Source organism: Duganella zoogloeoides (assembly GCF_034479515.1).
GTDB classification, from domain to species: domain Bacteria; phylum Pseudomonadota; class Gammaproteobacteria; order Burkholderiales; family Burkholderiaceae_D; genus Rugamonas; species Rugamonas zoogloeoides.
Genome location: NZ_CP140152.1, coordinates 4,640,520 through 4,656,915, shown reverse-complemented (window position 1 = coordinate 4,656,915; position 16,396 = coordinate 4,640,520). Strand labels below are relative to the sequence as shown.

Annotated in this window: 15 protein-coding genes; 7 read left to right on the top strand and 8 right to left on the bottom strand. The window is 63.5% G+C overall.

The genetic code is table 11. From position 1 onward, the window contains the following. Positions 1-60: 60 nt before the first annotated feature. Positions 61-798 carry an HAD family hydrolase gene (locus tag SR858_RS20625; protein WP_019921661.1) on the bottom strand — a complete coding sequence of 246 codons (738 nt, stop codon included), beginning with the start codon at positions 796-798 and terminating at the stop codon, positions 61-63. A 217-nt stretch (positions 799-1,015) separates the two neighbouring features. On the opposite strand from SR858_RS20625, the gene SR858_RS20620 reads away from it, so the two are divergent. From SR858_RS20620 to SR858_RS20610, 3 genes are all read left to right on the top strand, one after another. After that, positions 1,016-1,966 (top strand): LysR substrate-binding domain-containing protein, encoded by a 951-nt coding sequence (locus SR858_RS20620; protein ID WP_019921662.1) that lies wholly within the window; start codon positions 1,016-1,018, stop codon positions 1,964-1,966. Positions 1,967-2,082: 116 nt separating this feature from the next. Next, the gene (locus SR858_RS20615) at positions 2,083-2,682 is read left to right on the top strand and encodes a LysE family translocator (RefSeq protein ID WP_019921663.1); all 600 of its coding nucleotides are present in this window, start codon (positions 2,083-2,085) and stop codon (positions 2,680-2,682) included. Positions 2,683-2,742: 60 nt separating this feature from the next. Next, on the top strand, positions 2,743-3,129 hold the full coding sequence (locus SR858_RS20610) for a hypothetical protein (protein WP_051120303.1): 387 nt from the start codon (positions 2,743-2,745) through the stop codon (positions 3,127-3,129). A 147-nt stretch (positions 3,130-3,276) separates the two neighbouring features. Here SR858_RS20610 and SR858_RS20605 read toward each other — a convergent pair whose 3' ends face one another. Next, complete coding sequence (locus SR858_RS20605) at positions 3,277-4,791, bottom strand: CYTH and CHAD domain-containing protein (RefSeq protein WP_019921665.1); 1,515 nt, start codon at positions 4,789-4,791, stop codon at positions 3,277-3,279. Positions 4,792-4,811: 20 nt separating this feature from the next. Then, positions 4,812-5,801 (bottom strand): tRNA glutamyl-Q(34) synthetase GluQRS, encoded by a 990-nt coding sequence (gene gluQRS, locus SR858_RS20600; RefSeq protein WP_019921666.1) that lies wholly within the window; start codon positions 5,799-5,801, stop codon positions 4,812-4,814. 159 nt (positions 5,802-5,960) lie between these two features. Here gluQRS and SR858_RS20595 point away from each other — a divergent pair, with 159 nt between their 5' ends. Next, complete coding sequence (locus SR858_RS20595) at positions 5,961-7,592, top strand: M28 family peptidase (protein WP_019921667.1); 1,632 nt, start codon at positions 5,961-5,963, stop codon at positions 7,590-7,592. Between the two features lie 152 nt (positions 7,593-7,744). Beyond that, positions 7,745-9,559, top strand: coding sequence for a family 43 glycosylhydrolase (locus tag SR858_RS20590; protein WP_019921668.1), 1,815 nt, complete (start codon positions 7,745-7,747; stop codon positions 9,557-9,559). 100 nt (positions 9,560-9,659) lie between these two features. On the opposite strand, the gene SR858_RS20585 is transcribed toward SR858_RS20590, so the two are convergent. Both SR858_RS20585 and SR858_RS20580 read right to left on the bottom strand, forming a co-directional pair. Then, positions 9,660-10,808 carry an MFS transporter gene (locus tag SR858_RS20585; protein ID WP_019921669.1) on the bottom strand — a complete coding sequence of 383 codons (1,149 nt, stop codon included), beginning with the start codon at positions 10,806-10,808 and terminating at the stop codon, positions 9,660-9,662. Positions 10,809-10,919: 111 nt separating this feature from the next. Next, positions 10,920-11,930 carry an LLM class flavin-dependent oxidoreductase gene (locus SR858_RS20580; protein WP_040377775.1) on the bottom strand — a complete coding sequence of 337 codons (1,011 nt, stop codon included), beginning with the start codon at positions 11,928-11,930 and terminating at the stop codon, positions 10,920-10,922. Between the two features lie 269 nt (positions 11,931-12,199). Here SR858_RS20580 and SR858_RS20575 point away from each other — a divergent pair, with 269 nt between their 5' ends. After that, positions 12,200-13,111 carry a TraB/GumN family protein gene (locus SR858_RS20575; RefSeq protein ID WP_026637255.1) on the top strand — a complete coding sequence of 304 codons (912 nt, stop codon included), beginning with the start codon at positions 12,200-12,202 and terminating at the stop codon, positions 13,109-13,111. Between the two features lie 12 nt (positions 13,112-13,123). On the opposite strand, the gene SR858_RS20570 is transcribed toward SR858_RS20575, so the two are convergent. The 3 genes from SR858_RS20570 to SR858_RS20560 form a co-directional block, all read right to left on the bottom strand. Further along, a complete protein-coding gene (locus SR858_RS20570) occupies positions 13,124-13,642 on the bottom strand; it encodes a hypothetical protein (protein ID WP_019921672.1) in 519 nt (172 codons plus the stop codon). A 340-nt stretch (positions 13,643-13,982) separates the two neighbouring features. Next, the gene (locus tag SR858_RS20565) at positions 13,983-14,375 is read right to left on the bottom strand and encodes a VanZ family protein (RefSeq protein WP_019921674.1); all 393 of its coding nucleotides are present in this window, start codon (positions 14,373-14,375) and stop codon (positions 13,983-13,985) included. A gap of 324 nt (positions 14,376-14,699) precedes the next feature. Continuing rightward, the gene (locus SR858_RS20560) at positions 14,700-15,461 is read right to left on the bottom strand and encodes an SDR family NAD(P)-dependent oxidoreductase (RefSeq protein ID WP_019921675.1); all 762 of its coding nucleotides are present in this window, start codon (positions 15,459-15,461) and stop codon (positions 14,700-14,702) included. A 110-nt stretch (positions 15,462-15,571) separates the two neighbouring features. Between SR858_RS20560 and pyrF the strand changes: the two genes are divergently transcribed. Then, entirely contained in the window at positions 15,572-16,390 is an 819-nt protein-coding gene (gene pyrF / locus SR858_RS20555; protein ID WP_019921676.1) for an orotidine-5'-phosphate decarboxylase, read from the top strand. Positions 16,391-16,396: the final 6 nt, after the last annotated feature.

Below are 16,396 nucleotides of genomic sequence, written 5' to 3'. Positions count from 1 at the left end.
ATTGATCGTATTCATGAAACTATTATAAGCCCGTCCCTGCGCCGAACCACGACCGGGCGCTCAGGCGGCCAATTGGCGCGCTGCGGCGGCTTGCTTCGACACCGGCGGCACTTGCGGCGCCTGGTGGCTGTAAGGTCCGCCGTGCAGTTCGCGCAGCGCATCGTAGGTGATGAACTGGCGCGGGCGCACCACGTCGGCGCCTTGTCTGGCCGGGGCGATGCTGACGGTCCAGAGGCCGGCGCATTCCGCTGCGCGCAGGGCCGGCGCACCGGCATCGATGGCGATGCCATCCGACGCCTGCACGCCGATGGCGTGCAGTGCGCGGGCGTACGGGCCGGTGCCAGTGGGGCCGTCGAAGTTGGCGCCGCCCGTGACCACCGTGAACAGGCTGTTGACGTCGGTGCCGAAGGCGTTCGACAGCAGCGCGGAGGCGGTGGCCGCCGGCAGGTCGGTCAGGATGCAGATCTTGCAGCCGTCGGCGATGGCGTCGTCGATCAGGGCCAGCGCTGCCGGCAGCGCTTTCGGTGGCGCGGTGACGATCGCGTGGTGGAATTCGCGGTGCTTGTCCTGTGCCATTTCGGCGGCGCGCTTGCGGTCGCGTGCAGGCAGCGACGGCGGCAGGGCGCCCTCGATGGCGCGGGCGTAGCCGTGGGTGGCGACGGCGTGGCGCAAGGCGCGCGCGTCCCAGCGCAGCGACAGACCGGCGGTGGCGAAGGCCGTGTTGCAGGCCGCCAGGTGCGGGGTTTCGGTGTCGAACAGTACGCCGTCCAGGCCGAGGAAGATCACGTCTATGCTCATATTTAATCTCGCTAAACAGTGTCCGGGAGCTTCGCAAACCTACTGCGCGTCCTGTTATCGCCTCTCCGTTGCTCAGCGTACTTCCGTACGCTTCCGCTACTCAAGACAATAACAAGCCGCTCGCTACGGTTTTCGAAGCCCCCTCAAGCCAACAATATAAAGGTAATATAATCAAAAGAAAAATTAAAGATTTTTAGTTATTGATAAGGACAGGCTTATGCAATATCCGAGTTTCCGCCAGTTGCAATCGCTGGTCCTGGTGGCGCGGCACGAGAGCGTGTCGCGGGCGGCGGATGCGATGCACGTCACGCAGCCGGCGATTTCGCTGCAACTGCGCACGCTGGAAGAAATTGCCGGCATCGCCCTCACGCGCAAGGTGGGCCGCAATATCCAGCTCACCGCTGCGGGCGAGGTGATGCTCGATTTTTCCGAACGCATGCTGCGGCTGTGGCAGCAGGCGGAGGAAGAACTGGCGGCGCTGCAAGGCGTCACCAGCGGCACGCTGCGCATCGGCGCGGTCACCACCGCCGAGCATTTGCTGCCGCCGCTGTTGGTGCCGTTTACGTTGAAGCGCCCCGACGTCCACTTGAAACTCCAGGTGGGCAACCGCGCGGAGATCATCAGCATGCTGGCGCGCCACGAGATCGACCTGGCCATCATGGGCACGCCGCCGCGCGAGCTGCGCACCAACGCGGCCCGCTTCGCGCGCCACCCGATGGCTTTCGTGGCCAGCCCGGCCCACCCTTTGATGAAGAAGAAGCGCCTCACGCTGGCCGACATCAAGGGCGCCAACCTGATGGTGCGCGAACGCGGCTCGGGCACCCGCACCGCCGTCGAACGGCTGCTGCGCGACGCCGGTCATCCGCTCGAATTCGGCTCCGAGGTGTCGAGCAACGAGGCGATCAAGCGCATGGTGTCGGCCGGCCTGGGGCTGGGCTTTTTGTCGGTGCACGCGTGCGGGCTGGAATTCGAGGCGGGCCTGCTGGCGATTTTGCCGATGGCCGGCAACCCGGTCGAAGCGGACTGGCAAATCATGCACCTGACCGACCAGCCGATCCCCAAGGTGGCGGCATCGTTTCAGGACTTCGTGATCGAGCACGGGCAAGACCTGGTGGCGCGCGAGCTGGAGAGCGTCTATAAACTGCTGGGGCGGCGCAAAAAGGTGTGATGGCCGGGTGTGATGGCAATGTCGCCAGTACAGAACGGTGGGGTAATTGCAGGATTGTACTGGTACACGCCAGTACACCCGCGCGTACAATGGCTGAAACTCTTTCAGGAAACGCCATGTCCCCCGATCTGCTGCTGCCGCTGTGTACCTTTGCCGTCGTCAGTTCCATCACGCCCGGCCCCAACAACACCATGATCCTGGCCTCCGGCCTGAACTATGGCTTCAAGCGTTCGCTGCCGCATCTGTTCGGCATTTGCGGCGGCTTTTCGTTCATGGTGGTTGCGGTGGGTTTCGGCTTGCAGGCCGTGTTCGAGGCAGTGCCGATGTTGCAGCTGATCCTCAAGTACCTGGGTGCGATCTACCTGCTGTGGCTGGCGTGGAAGCTGGCGAACGCGGCGCCGATGAGTGCCGAGCAGGCGCAGCTGTCGAAACCGCTCGGTTTCTGGGGCGCTGCCGCCTTCCAGTGGATCAATCCCAAGGCGTGGGTGATGATCCTCAGCGCCATGAGCACATACCTGCCACCGCATGCGCAGCTGGCCGACGTGTTCTTGCTGGCGCTGGTGTTCCTGCTGATCGGCTTTGTCTGCGTGGGAGCGTGGGCGCTGTTCGGCGTGGTGCTGCGCGGCTTTCTGCAAGATCCGCGCTCGGTGCGCATCTTTAATGTCAGCATGGCGTTGCTGCTGCTGGCGTCGCTGTATCCGATGCTGCGCAGCTAGTGGTTGGAAACGGTCGAACGCTGCTACCATGGCAGCTTGATTTCATTATTAGGAATGCCGATGTACCGTCGATTGTCCCTGGCCGCGCTGTTGGCCCTCACGCTGGCGAATGCCAGCGCCGCCACCTTGCCGTCCAACTTGATGTTGCCCGATCCCGACCTGGCCACCCACGGCATCGTCGAACGCTGGACCCTGACCATCCGGCTCGAATCGGATGACCTGAAAGCGATCACGCCGTGCCGCCAGGTGCTGGCCGACCGGGGCTTTGCGCCAGTGCTGTCGAAAATGGCGAGCTCCACCCGGCCGCAACTGCACTTCAAAATCGAGGGCAGCAAGGAATACACGCAAGCGACGACCGAAGCGGACGATGCGCTCGCTGCCGTGCAGCAGGCCGGCTGCAAGACGTCGGTGAACTGGGCTGTCGTAGCCAAGCCCGTCCCACGCTAAGAAACTATCCCGGTCAGGGCGCTGCGTGCGCGCCTCGGCAGCGGGGCCGGCGTTGCTCGTCATCTCGCCTTGCCCCCGCTCACGAGGCATCGCAATCCGCTGCTTCCTCTCTACGCTGTCGAGGCGCGCAAGCAGGCGGGGCAGGTTTTAGTTGCGCGGCAGGCGCAAGGCCTGCAAAGTGGCGCGGATGGCGTCGAGGTCGATCGCCTCGCGGCTCTGCAGCCCCTGCAGATAGCCGCGCGCGAAGCTGATCGTGTCCAGCGCCTCCGGATGCTGTTCGGCCATCTCCAGCAGCAGCGCTTCGGCCACCACCAGGTCGTTATGCTGGCCCAGCGCCGACTGGATCGCCGCCAGCGCTTTCAGATACTGGCGCGCCGATTTTTCACGGTACAGGGCGTGGAAAAATTCCAGTGCATACCGGCCGCGCTTGGCCGCGATGCGGGTGCTGTGGATGGATGCCGGGTCGGCGTCGTCCATGCGGGTGGCGCGTTTCAATAAACGCTTGTGCAGGCGCTGCAAAATGGCCTGGGCAAAGTCGGCCAGCGGTGCATCGGGGACGTCGGTGGACAGGTGTTGCATCCACACGCCCATGCTCAACAATAACTGCGTGTAGCGCGGCGACAGCAGCGCTTGCGCCGCCGTGCGGCGGCGGCTTTGCGACGCGTCCAGCGCCAGTTGTTGCAGCGCCATCAGGCCATTCTTGCCGCCCGGATTGGCTTGCACCCGGGGCAGGGTGTCGGTGAGCAGCACGTCGGCATCGCGCGCGGCGCCCAGTTCGCCGCCGAGCCAGGCGATGTCGTCGGCCAGCGCGGGCGGGCACGGCGCCACGTCGTCGAACAATTTCAGAGCCGAACGCATGCGGCGCAGGCCCACGCGCATCTGGTGCAGCGTTTCCGGGTCGTCGCCGTCGATGATGGCTTGCTCGTTGTTCTGGATATGTTGCAGGCAGTTGCCGAGGATGGCTTGCAGCGCCTGCGCCACGGTGGCATCGGCATCAAGCGTGAGCGCTTTGGCGCGGTATGGCTCGGTGCCGGTTTCTCGGCACAGCCGGTAGCCGCGCTGGGCCTTGTTGATATTGCTGATCCGCAGCGGAATATGTTCGTGTAATTCCAGCGCAAACGAGAACAGCGCGGACGGGTCGCCGTCCTTGAGTTCGAGTTCGATTTCGTTGACGGCCACCTGGCGGCCGTGGCGTTCGATATGGCCATGGTCGAGCACCAGTTCGATGCGGCTGCCTTCGATATCGAGATCCCAGGTATGGCGTTCCACTTCGACCACGAACAGCGCTTCCAGCCGTTGCTTGAGTTCGGGGGCTGCCAGCATGTCGAGCCATGGTTCGGCGTCATCGTGTTTGGCTATCAGCTTGCGCAACTTGCCCAATTGCGGCCAGGGCCGCGCCACCGGGCACTCCCACTCGTTACGGCTGTGCAGCCCGCTCTGGACGCTGCCGCCCGCTTTCATGGTCTGGATCCAGAGACCGTCTTCCTTGCGCACGCGCAGGCCGGCGCCGTGGCGCAGCAGGTGCAGGTCGGGGGTATCGAAATAATGCGCGGACAGGTGCTGGCGGCGCGGGGCGCCGTCGGCGTGGTCGGCCAGCATGGGCAGCGCCATCAGGGTGGTGTTGTGCTCTTCGGCGAGCAGCAGTTTGAGTTCGATTTCCATCGTTACAGTGTAGGCCAGATTTATCGCCAGCTGGCGCACGTGTCTTTCAGGACATTTTCCCAGGCCGGTACCGCCTGGCGCCAGAAATCGTCGAGCGAACCGGCGGTCAACGCCATGCCGAGAAAGCGCGCGGCCGGCAGCAGCGCCTGCTGCAACAGGTCGGCCGGTGCGGCGCCCGTATCGAAAGCCTGGGCGCCGGTCTGCTTCGACAGTTTTTCGCCCACGCTGTTCACCACCACCGGCACATGCAGGTAGGTCGGCTGGGGCAAGCCCAGCACCTGCTGCAGGTAGAGCTGGCGCGGCGTGGAGTCGAGCAGGTCGGCGCCGCGCACGATGTCGGTGATGCCTTGCGCGCCATCGTCCACCACCACCGCCAGCTGGTAGGCCCAGAAGCCGTCCGCGCGCTTGATCACGAAGTCGCCCACCTCGTCGGTCAGGTCCTGGCTGATGTGGCCGGCCCAGCGGTCCTCGAAAGCGATCACGCACGGCGGCGACTGCGGCACTTTCAGGCGCAGTGCGCGCGCGGTCTTGCCGGGTGCGAGGCCATGGCGGCAGGTGCCGGGATAAATCAGCGCCTGGGCCTGGCGGCCGGTGAGGCTCAGTTGCGAATCGGCGATCTCGCGCCGCGAGCAGCCGCACGGGTAGACCAGGTCGCCAAGCTGGCGCAGCGCGGCGTCGTACAGGCCGGTGCGGCGGCTTTGCCAGGTGACGTCGCCATCCCAGGCCATGCCGCAGCGTTGCAGCGAGGCGAGGATGTGCGCGTCGGCGCCGGCCACGTTGCGGTCGCCATCGACATCCTCGATGCGTACCAGCCACTGGCCGTGGTGGACCTTGGCATCGAGGTAGCTGGCCATGGCAGCCACCAGCGAGCCGATATGCAGCGGCCCGGTGGGCGATGGCGCGAAGCGGCCGACGTAGTTGGCCGCAGAGTTGCCCGCCGAGATGCCTGCTGAGTTGCCTGCCGCGTGGCGCGCCAGGTTGGCCGAAGAGTTGCCCACCAAGTCGTCCAAGGAGTTTCCCCCTGGCTTGGCGTCCGAATTACGGTCTGAGTTGCGGTCTGTCATGCCATCATTTTAGCGCGCCCGGCGCCGCCAGGCGGTGTGACCAAATGTCATACAATGTGCGCGCGGCAAATTTTGACCGGGCCGCGACCAACACATCAGGACATCATGCACAAAATGACCCCTTCCTTCGTTGCCTCCGCCCTGGCCATAAGCCTGGCGCTCGCATTCCCGGCTCACGCAGCCAGCACCGCCACCGCACCGCTGGTGCAGGAAGCGCCGCTGCGCGCCCACCTCGCGTTCCTGTCCAACGACCTGCTCGAAGGCCGCGGTACCGGCCAGCGCGGCGCCGACCTGGCTGCCCTGTACCTGGAAACCCAGGCGCAGGCGCTGGGCCTCACGCCTGGCAACGGCAACAGCTTCCGCCAGTCGGTGCAGATCGCCGGCATCAAGACCCTGCCTGCCGAGAGCACGTTGAAACTGGAAGCGAACGGCCAGGCGCTGCCGGCCGCCTTCGGCAAGGACTGGGTGTTTGCGCCCGGCGACGCCATCGCCGTGCACCAGTTGAACGCGGAGCTGGTGTTTGTGGGCTACGGCATCAAGGCCGACGATGAAAAATGGGATGACTTCAAGGGCGTGGACCTGAAGGGCAAGATCCTGGTAGCGATGGTCAACGATCCGCAACCGACCGCCGAGCAGCCGAACCGCTTCAACGGCAAGGGCCTGACCTACTACGGCCGCTGGACCTATAAATTCGAAGAAGCCCAGCGCCAGGGCGCGGCCGGCGTGATCCTGATCCACACCACGCCCACCGCCTCGTATGGCTGGAGCGTGATCCAGAACAGCTGGTCGGGCGTGGAACGCTTCCAGCTGGCCGCCGGCACGCTGGGCACCGCCTTGCAGGGCTGGATGACCGACGACACCGCGCGCGCGCTGTTCAAGGCCGCCGGCCAGGACCTAGACACGCTGCGTGCCGCCGCCGAGCGCGCCGACTTCAAACCGGTGCCGCTGGCAGCCAAGGTGAACGGCGAAATGAAGGCAGCCGTGCGCAAGGTCGAACAATTCAATATCGCCGCCGTGGTGCCTGGTACTGACCCCAGGCTCAAGGACGAAGTGGTGATCTACAGCGCCCACTACGACCACCTGGGCAAGCAAGGCGAGAGCGGCGACACCATCTTCAACGGCGCCGTGGACAACGCCTCGGGCTCGGCAGCGTTGCTGGCCATGGCGCAGGAAGCCAAGCGTGCACCAGCCAGGCGCAGCCAGATGTTCCTGTGGGTGGCAGCCGAAGAGCAGGGCTTGCTGGGCAGTGCTGCCTACGCGTCGTCGCCGTTGTGGCCGCTGGCGAAAACCGCCGCCAACCTCAACCTCGACAGCCTGAATTTCGTGGGCGCCACGCGCGACATCGGCACCCAGGGCAGCGAGCGCACCGAGCTGGGCAAGATGGCCGAGACGGCCGCCAAAGCCATGGGCATGCATATCGCCAAGGCCGAACCGGACCTGGCCGGCGGCTACTTCCGCAGCGACCACTTCAGCTTTGCCAAGAATGGCGTACCGGCGTTCTCTATCGAGTCGGGCAGCGAGTACATCAAGGACCCGACCGGTTCGAAAGAAAAAGCCAAGGCTTACGGCAAGCGCTACCACCAGGCCAGCGACGAATACGATGCCAGCTGGGACCTGTCGGGCATGGTGCAGACGGCGCAGTACACGCTCAACCTGGGCCGCATCATCGCCAACAATCCGAAGCTGCCGGAGTGGAAGGCGGGCGATGCATTTGCCAAGCCACGCAACGCAAAATAATCAATAGATTGATCACCTGAATGACAACCGAGCGCCCGGCATCCCCGGGCGCTTTTTTGTGCTTTTTTGATATAGCTGCCGCCAATAAATTCATAGCACCGTACCAACTGTCAGTCCTACCATAGCCTCCATAACACCACAATGGAGATCCTATGAACGCCGTATTCGCCGGCCTGGCGCTGTCCCTGGCTGCTGCTGTGGCAGCGCCTGCCAGCGCCCAGACGCTGTTGACCAATAACTTCAGCGCCGACCCGTCGCCCCATTACTTCGCCGGCCAATACGTCGTATACGCCACCGACGACCAGAACAACTCGGGCAAATACTGGGATTCCACGTCGTGGCGCGTGCTCACGTCCAGCAACCTCGCCAACTGGAAAGATCACGGCCCCATTTTGCCGGCCAATATCTTCAAATGGGCCAGCGCCGACGCCAAGGCCTGGGCGCCGGAAGCGTTCGAACACCAGGGCAAGTATTACTTCTTCGCGCCCGTCGGCGGCAAGCAGATCGGCATCGCCGTGGCCGACAACCCGCTCGGCCCGTTCGCCGATCTGATCGGCAAACCACTGGTGGAAACGCCGCGCGATACCAACGCCGGCGACGAGCCGATCGATCCGGCCGTGTTCCGCGACAACGATGGCCGCGTGTTCCTGTACTTCGGCACCCGCGTGCCGAAAGTGGTGCAATTGTCGGCCGACCTCAAGGCCACCGTGGGCGGCATCAAGAACGTCGCGGTCAACAACTTCCCGGCCAAGACCGGCTATGGCGAAGCGCCGTTCCTGCACCAGCACAACGGCACGTATTATTTCTCGTTTTCGACCGGCTGGCCCGGGCAAATCGTCTATGCCACCGGCGCTTCGCCGCTGGGGCCGTTTACGTATCGCGGCGTGCTGATCGATTTCCTGCAAATCTCCACCAACCATCACGCGATACTCGAGCGCGATGGCAAGTCGCTGCTGTTCTACCACGACAAGGTACTGCCCGGTGGCGGTGATCACCGGCGCTCGATCCTGATGACGGAACTCGCTTATGGCGCCGATGGCAGCATGCAGATTCCTGCGCCAAAACCGTTGTTCCGCGACCCCGTGTTTGACGGTGCGGCCGATCCGTCCATCATCTACGACGACGCCGAGAAAAAGTGGAAAATGTTTTATACCAACCGCCGCGCCAATGTGCCGGGGTTGTCCAGCGTGAGCTGGGTGCATGGCACGCCGATCGGCGTGGCCGAGTCGCTCGACGGCCGCGCCTGGACCTATCGCGGCACCGTCGATTTCCCGAAAGAGATTCCGAATACTGGCGGCACGGCCACCTACTGGGCGCCGGCCGTGCTCAAGCACGAGAACACCTACCATATGTACCTGACCGTGGTGCCCGGTGTGTTCGAGGACTGGAAGCATCCGCGCGCCATCGTCCACCTCACCAGCGCCAATCTCAAGCAATGGAAATATGAAAGCACGCTCAAGCTCTCGAGCGACCGCGTGATCGATGCCGGCGTGCTGCGGCTGAAAGATGGCACCTGGCGCATGTGGTACAACAACGAGCCTACCGGCAAGTCGATTTACTACGCCGACAGCAAGGATTTATATGGCTGGACCGACAAGGGCACGGCGCAACTGCCGCGCGACCGGGGCGAGGCGCCGCTGCCGTTCTTGTGGAAAGGGAAGTACTGGCTGCTGACCGACTTGCTCGGCAACGAAGGACTGGGCGCCTACCGCTCGGACGACGCGAAAACCTGGAGCCGCCAGCCGCACAGCTTGCTCGACAAGCCGGGCAAGGGCGCCGACGACCAGAACGGCGGCCATCACCCGGAAGTGGTGATCAGCGACGACCGCGCCTACCTGTTCTATTTCGTCCATCCGGGCGTGCCGGACAACAAGCGCAGTTCGATGCAGGTGACGGAATTGAAGCTGGTCGATGGCTGGTTGACCACCGACCGCGATGCGCCCGTATATATCAACCTCAAGCCGTAGCAAGAACCTGTCCCGGCAGGGAATGAGGCGCTGCTTGCGCGCCTCGGCGGCAGGGCCGGCGCACGCTGCCACGACAGCAGGCCGCGGGCGACGGTCTTGGCTACTTGCGCGGCTCGGTGGTGAATACCGCCAGCCCGACCAGCGGGAACACCAGTCCGGTCAGCAGCACGCCGTGCCAGCCGTGGTGGGCGAACATCCAGCCGCCCAGCGACGAGCCGATAGCGCCACCCATGAAGAACAGCGCCATGTACAGGCCGTTCAGGCGGCTGCGCACATCGGCTGGCAGCGAGAAGATCGCGCGCTGGCCGGTGACCAGGCTGGCCGAGACGCCGGCATCGAGCACGATCGAACAGCACACGAGGATTGCCAGGTTGGCGAGGCGGCCGGCATCGACCAGCAGCGGCGCCGTAAAGGCGAGCGCGCCCAGCAGCAGGGCGATCAGCGTGGTCGAGCGGCTCTTGCCCTGGTCGGCGCGGCGGCCGGCAATCGGCGAGGCGATGGCGCCCGCCACGCCGGCCAGCGCGAAGATCGCCACGCCGGTCTGGCTGATGCCGAAATTCGGCCCCGTCAATTCCAGCGACACGCAAGTCCAGAACAGGCTGAAGGCGCCGAACATGCAGGCCTGGTAGGCGGCGCGGCGGCGCAGCACCGGCGTGGTCTTGAGCAAGTGCCACATCGATCCCAGCAGCTGGAAATAATGCATGCCACCTTCGGGCTGGCGTTGCGGCAGACGCGCGCGCAGCAAAAAGGCGAGGGCGATGGTGACGACCGCCGACAGCACGAAGATCGCGTGCCAATTCAAGGCGTCGGCCACCAGGCTGGCGACCGGGCGCGCCAGCATAATGCCCATCAGGAGGCCACTGACGACCTTGCCCACGGTCTGGCCCCGTTCCTCGGGGCGCGCCAGGTGGGCGGCAAACGGCACGATGATTTGCGCGGCAACGGAACCGAGGCCGATGCACAGCGCGGCGGCCAGGAACACCAGCGGATTGGCGGCCACCGCGGCAGCCACCAGGGCCAGCGCGCAGACCACCAGCGAGATGAAAATCAGGCGGCGGTTTTCCACCAGGTCGCCGAGAGGAACGATGAACAGCAGGCCGAGGCAATAGCCGAGCTGGGTGAGGGTGACGATCAGGCCGGCAGCGCCGGGATCAAGGCCGGTGGCGCGGCTGATGGGGCCGATGAGGGTTTGGGCGTAATACAGGTTGGCGACGATTAAGCCGGTCGCAACGGCAAACAACCAGACCATGCCGGGAGTAAGCTCTTGCTGGGCGTGGGACTGGCTCACGGGGGATTGCTCCTCTTTTGAAAAGGCGGCAATTCTACAGTGAGCCGGTGTTTGGTGCTGGCGGGCAGGCCGTTAAGAGAATCCGGCTTCTGAACGCTGTATCGACTGGCGGACTTCCGCCGTGATTTCATACGACCGCAGCCGGTGCTGGTGGTCGAAGATCTGCGAGGTGATCATCAATTCGTCGGCGCCGGTGCGCGCGATGAATTCCTGCAGCCGCTGGCGTACAGTGTCCGGCGCGCCAATGGCCGTGCACGACAGCACCGAGTCGAGCATGGTGCGCTCGGATACGCCCAGCGATTCCAGGTAGCCAGCCCGGGGTGGTTGCAGCTTGCCGGGGTTGCCGGTGCGCAGGTTGACGAATGCCTGCTGCATCGACGTCGCGCGGAAGTGCGCTTCCTCGTCGGTATCGGCTGCAAACACGTTAAAGCCCAGCATCACGTAAGGCTTGTCGAGCTGCGCCGATGGCTGGAAGTTGCTACGGTAGAGAGCAATGGCTTGCTGCATCATCGATGGCGCGAAGTGCGACGCGAACGCAAACGGCAAGCCCAGGTGGGCGGCCAGTTGCGCGCCGAAGGTGCTCGATCCGAGTATCCACATCGGCACCTTGGCGCCCTTGCCGGGCACGGCCAGCACGCGCTGGCGCGGCGTGTCGCTCATGTAATCCTGCAATTCCAGCACGTCTTGCGGGAACGCATCCGAATCGGATTCGAGGTTGCGGCGCAGGGCGCGTGCCGTGACCTGGTCGGAGCCGGGCGCACGGCCCAGGCCCAGGTCGATCCGGCCAGGGTACAGCGCTTCAAGCGTGCCGAACTGTTCGGCGATGACCAGCGGCGAATGGTTGGGCAGCATGATGCCGCCGGCGCCCACCCGGATGGTGGACGTGCCGCCCGCCACGTGGGCCAGCAAGACGGCCGTGGCAGCGCTGGCGATGCCGGGCATGCCGTGGTGTTCGGCCAGCCAGTAGCGCTGGAACCCCCACCGCTCGCCGTGCTGGGCGAGATCGAGGGTATTGCGGAACGATGCGGAAGCGTTGCTGCCTTCGGCGATCGGCGAGAGGTCGAGGATGGAAAATGGGATCATGAAAGGCATATCGGGCCGTAACCGACAGTTTCAACTTAGCCCCCGCACTCGGTGTGGTTATTGCAGCAGCGTAAAGTGACGATACTCTTGTCTCCCTGTTATTAAAGTGTATTAAATCAGACGCTTAGCTCGCTTAAAGTCACAAATAGTTTTTCCGCGGCGTTTTCCTGATTTACTATGGGAAACAGGACGGCAGGCCGCCGCAATCCTCCAAACTCCACCAATTAATGTTATTTCGATGGCATCCGCTGTCATCGTCGGGAATTCGCATGCCTGTCAAAATGATTGTCTTGTTTGCATTTGTTGCTTCTCTGTTGGGGCAGGCGGCGCAGGCTGCTGGCCTCAGCGAAGCGAGTGTGCCGCGTCGCGGTCAGCTATACAAAGTCACTTTGGATGGCAAGACCAGCTATTTGTTTGGCACCATCCACGTGGGCAAGGACGGCTTTTATCCGCTCGATGCGGAAGCGTCGCGCGCGCTGCAACATTCCCGGGCGCTGGTGATCGAGCTCGATATCCGTGAAAACGCCTCGTTCCAGAAAGCCATGGCGCTGCACGGCCGCTACCCGGCTGGCGACAAGGTGCAAAACCACTTGCAGCCGGACACCTTGCAGAAACTGGCGCCAGCGCTGGCCAGGGCCGGCATGTCCTTGCAATCGGTGCAGCAATTCAAGCCGTGGCTGATCGCCAACCTGCTGGTGGGCGTGGAACTCGATGCGCGCGGCTTCAAGCGCGCCCAGGCGGTGGAATACGCACTGCTGGCAGCCGCCCAGGAGCAGGACAAGGCCGTGCGCCAGCTGGAAAGCGCCGAGTACCAGCTGGGCTTGTTCGACACGCTGGACGCGCGCCAGCAGGAGCAGTACCTGGTCGAAAGCCTGGCCGACCTGGAAAGCGGTACGGCCATGAAAAAATCGCTGGCGCTGATCGAGGCGTGGAACGCTGCCGACATTCCGGGCATCCAGGCCGCCTGGCGCACGGCCACCAGCGGCAATTCGATAGGCGCCGAGTTCATGCAGCGCGTTTTATTGGGCAGGCGCAATCCGGAAATGGCGGCCAATATCGAGCGCATCATGCAGCAGGACCAGGTAGCGTTCGTGGGCGTGGGCTTGCTGCACCTGATCGGTGATGACGGCCTGCCGCAATTGCTCAAGCGTCGCGGCTACCAGGTCGAGCAGCTTTATTAGGCGCTTGCCGCGTTAGTAAGCGCTCAGTACGCCGCTCATGTAGCGCACCCGGTCGCCGATCTTGTATGGTGGCATGGTATCGACCACGATGCTCTGGCTGGTGCCGTCGTCCATGCGCACGGTGATGCGATAAGGTGGTTCGGCGCTGGCGCTCATGGTGCCGCCAGCTGCCGCCGCACCGCTTACGCCAATGCCGGAGGTGTTGTTCATATCGCGCGACATTGGATCGATTGCTTGCACCACGCCATAGGATGCCTGTGCCGAGGTGCTACCCATGCTGCCTGCCCCCTGCGCCGTGCTGTTCATGCCCGAGCTGCTAGTACCGGCCCCTGCAGTGCCTGCCGCCGGCACACCGCCACCGCCGCCGGGTCCGGTGCCCGTGGCAGCGGTTCCCGAACCACTGCCGCCGCTCGAGGTATAGCCGCTGTTGCTGTCCATTGAATCCGAAGCGCACCCCGCCAGCCCCACGATGACCAGCACCCCCAGCATTGCTGCCCATTTGCCCTGTTTGCCGAATGTTGCACGGTTCATATCTGCCTCCATTGAAATAATCAAAACAGGTCAGAGTCGAACTTCCATATTTCGTTCACACCCACGCTTCGTCGCTTGATGTACATCAATTGAAACATGCTACCCACAGGCAATAATTGTCCGGTATCACTTTTAAAGGACATCGATATGTTGACACGCGTGACAGATACCATTATCGAAGAGTTAATAGTTTCAACCTGCGGGGAGCAGCAAGATCCCCGTTGCAAGCACTTGATGACGCACGCATTGCACAGCCTGGTACGCGTGGCCCAGGTCGAGCAGCTTGCTCAAATGCGGCACGACGTGGCGCGGGCCAGCGGCCCCGGCCCCGGCAGTGAGGTCAGTCTGACGACTGGATGCGATACCGGGACCACAAGACGCACATGACCAGGGTGGCCAGCACGGCAGCGCTGCAATCGACCAGCCAGTCGGAGACGGCACCGTGGCGATACGGGAAGAAACTCTGCACGTATTCGTCCAGGGCGCCCATGGCGGCAATCGTCAACACGGACTTGACGGCGCGCTGCACCAGCGTACCAGTGCTACCGGTAAACAACAGGAAAGTCAGTCCGGCGTAGGCGATAGAGTGCAGCAGGACACCGGAGGCCACCTGGCCGATTTCCTGCCGGGCGCCGGGCAGGGAACCCAGCACCAGTATCATCAGGAAGAGGAGGATGGCAGTCCAGTAACGCAGGCGTGCGTGCGAGGAAGAAAGAAAAATTTGCTTGATCATAAAGCAAACCTTACCACGCACAGCAGGAATTGGGGAGTGGTGCACCGGGGCTGCCGGTGCACCTTTCTTCAGTCATGCCTATCGGTTGCATGTACTCAAGATGAATCGAGTATAGGCCGTCAATATGACGCGGTTATGACAATCCACAAGAAAGGTAAATCGCGTGCAAAAAAAAAGCCCGCTGGTGAAAGCGGGCTTAAAACTATTTTCTTGGAGGAGAATAGTGGAGACAGGTGCAATTATGGGCTTCCGCTAGATATGTGTCTAATTGATGTTTTAGATACCAGACATCAGGTTTTCGCATAACTTCTTTTTATGTCGGATTTATTTCACCGGCACCGTGTAATTGAGGGCCATCCGGCCGCCGTCAACGTACAGGGTTTGCCCCGTCATGTAGCTGGCATCGTCGCTGGCCAGGAACGCTGCGATCGATGCGACTTCTTCCGGCTCGCCGCAGCGGCCCATCGGCGTGCGCGACAAAATCGTGTGGCGTGCTTCCGGGCTGGACATGACTGCCTGCTTGGCCAGCTCGGTCAGGATAGTGCCGGGGCCAATGGCGTTGACGCGGATGCCGTACGGAATCAGGTTGAGCGACATCACCTTGGTCAGCTGGTTGATCGCGCCTTTCGACACCACGTACGGCACCTGGTTCGGAATCGCCAGCTCGGCGTTCACGCTCGACATATTGATGATGACGCCGCTTTGCTGTTTGACCATCTCGCGGGCCACGGCCTGGCCGCACAGGAACATCGATTTCAGGTTGATGCGCAGCACGCGGTCGAAGTCGTCCTCGGTGACGTCGAGGAAGTCGGCCGCGTGCGTCACGCCGGCATTGTTGATCAGGATGTCGATGCGGCCGAACGCGGCCAGGGTGTCGGCCACCATGGCGTCCACGTCCACCTTCTGGCTGACGTCGGCAGCGAAGAAGCGGGCGGCGGCGCCGAGCGCGGCAGCGGCTTGCTCGCCGTCGGGCTTGATGTCCACCAGCATGACCTTGGCGCCTTCGGCGACCAGGCGCTGGGCGCAGGCCAGGCCGATGCCCTGGGTGGCGCCGGTGACGATGGCGACTTTTCCGGATAATTTCATGGCAGAGCTTTCAATAGGGGATGACGGGGCAAATTTTAACAGCGGAGCTCAAGGAGGTAACTGCGGCCGCGTTACAATAGAGGGTTTGCAACAGACTACAAGGATGCGCCGTGAATTTCATCAACAAACTGTCCGCCGCGTGGACCAGCAACGACTCGCTGCTGTGCGTGGGCCTCGATCCTGACATGGCCAAGCTGCCGGCGCAGTTCCAGAACGACCCGCAAGGCATCTATCACTTTTGCCGCGAGATCATCGACGCCACCGCCGAGCTGGCGTGCTCGTTCAAGCCGCAGATCGCCTATTTTGCCGCGCTGTCGGCGGAAGACCAGCTCGAAAAAATCTGCGCTTACGTGCGCGAACAGTATCCGCACATTCCGCTGATCCTCGACGCCAAGCGCGGCGACATCGGCGCCACCGCGCGCCAGTACGCACGGGAGGCCTACGACCGCTACGGCGCCGACGCGGTGACCGTCAATCCGTACATGGGTTCCGATTCGGTCGAGCCGTACATGGAATGGCGCGACCGGGGCGTGATCATCCTGTGCCGCACCTCGAACGCAGGCGGCTCGGACCTGCAATTCCTCGACGTTGGCGGCCAGCCGCTGTACCAGCACGTGGCGCGCCTGGTGGCGGAAAAGTGGAACAGCAACGGCCAGTGCGCGCTGGTGGTGGGCGCGACGTATCCGGAAGAGCTGGCGCAGGTGCGCGCCATCGTGGGCGACATGCCGCTGCTGGTGCCGGGCATCGGCGCCCAAGGCGGCGATATCGCCGCGACCGTGCAGTCGGGCAAGACAGCTGCTGGCGCTGGCATGATGATCAATTCGTCGCGGGCGATCCTGTACGCGGCGCCGCAGGCGGGCGAAGACTTTGCCAGCGCCGCCCGCCGCGTGGCGCTGGAGACGCGCGACGCCATCAACCTGTATCGCTGATTTTTT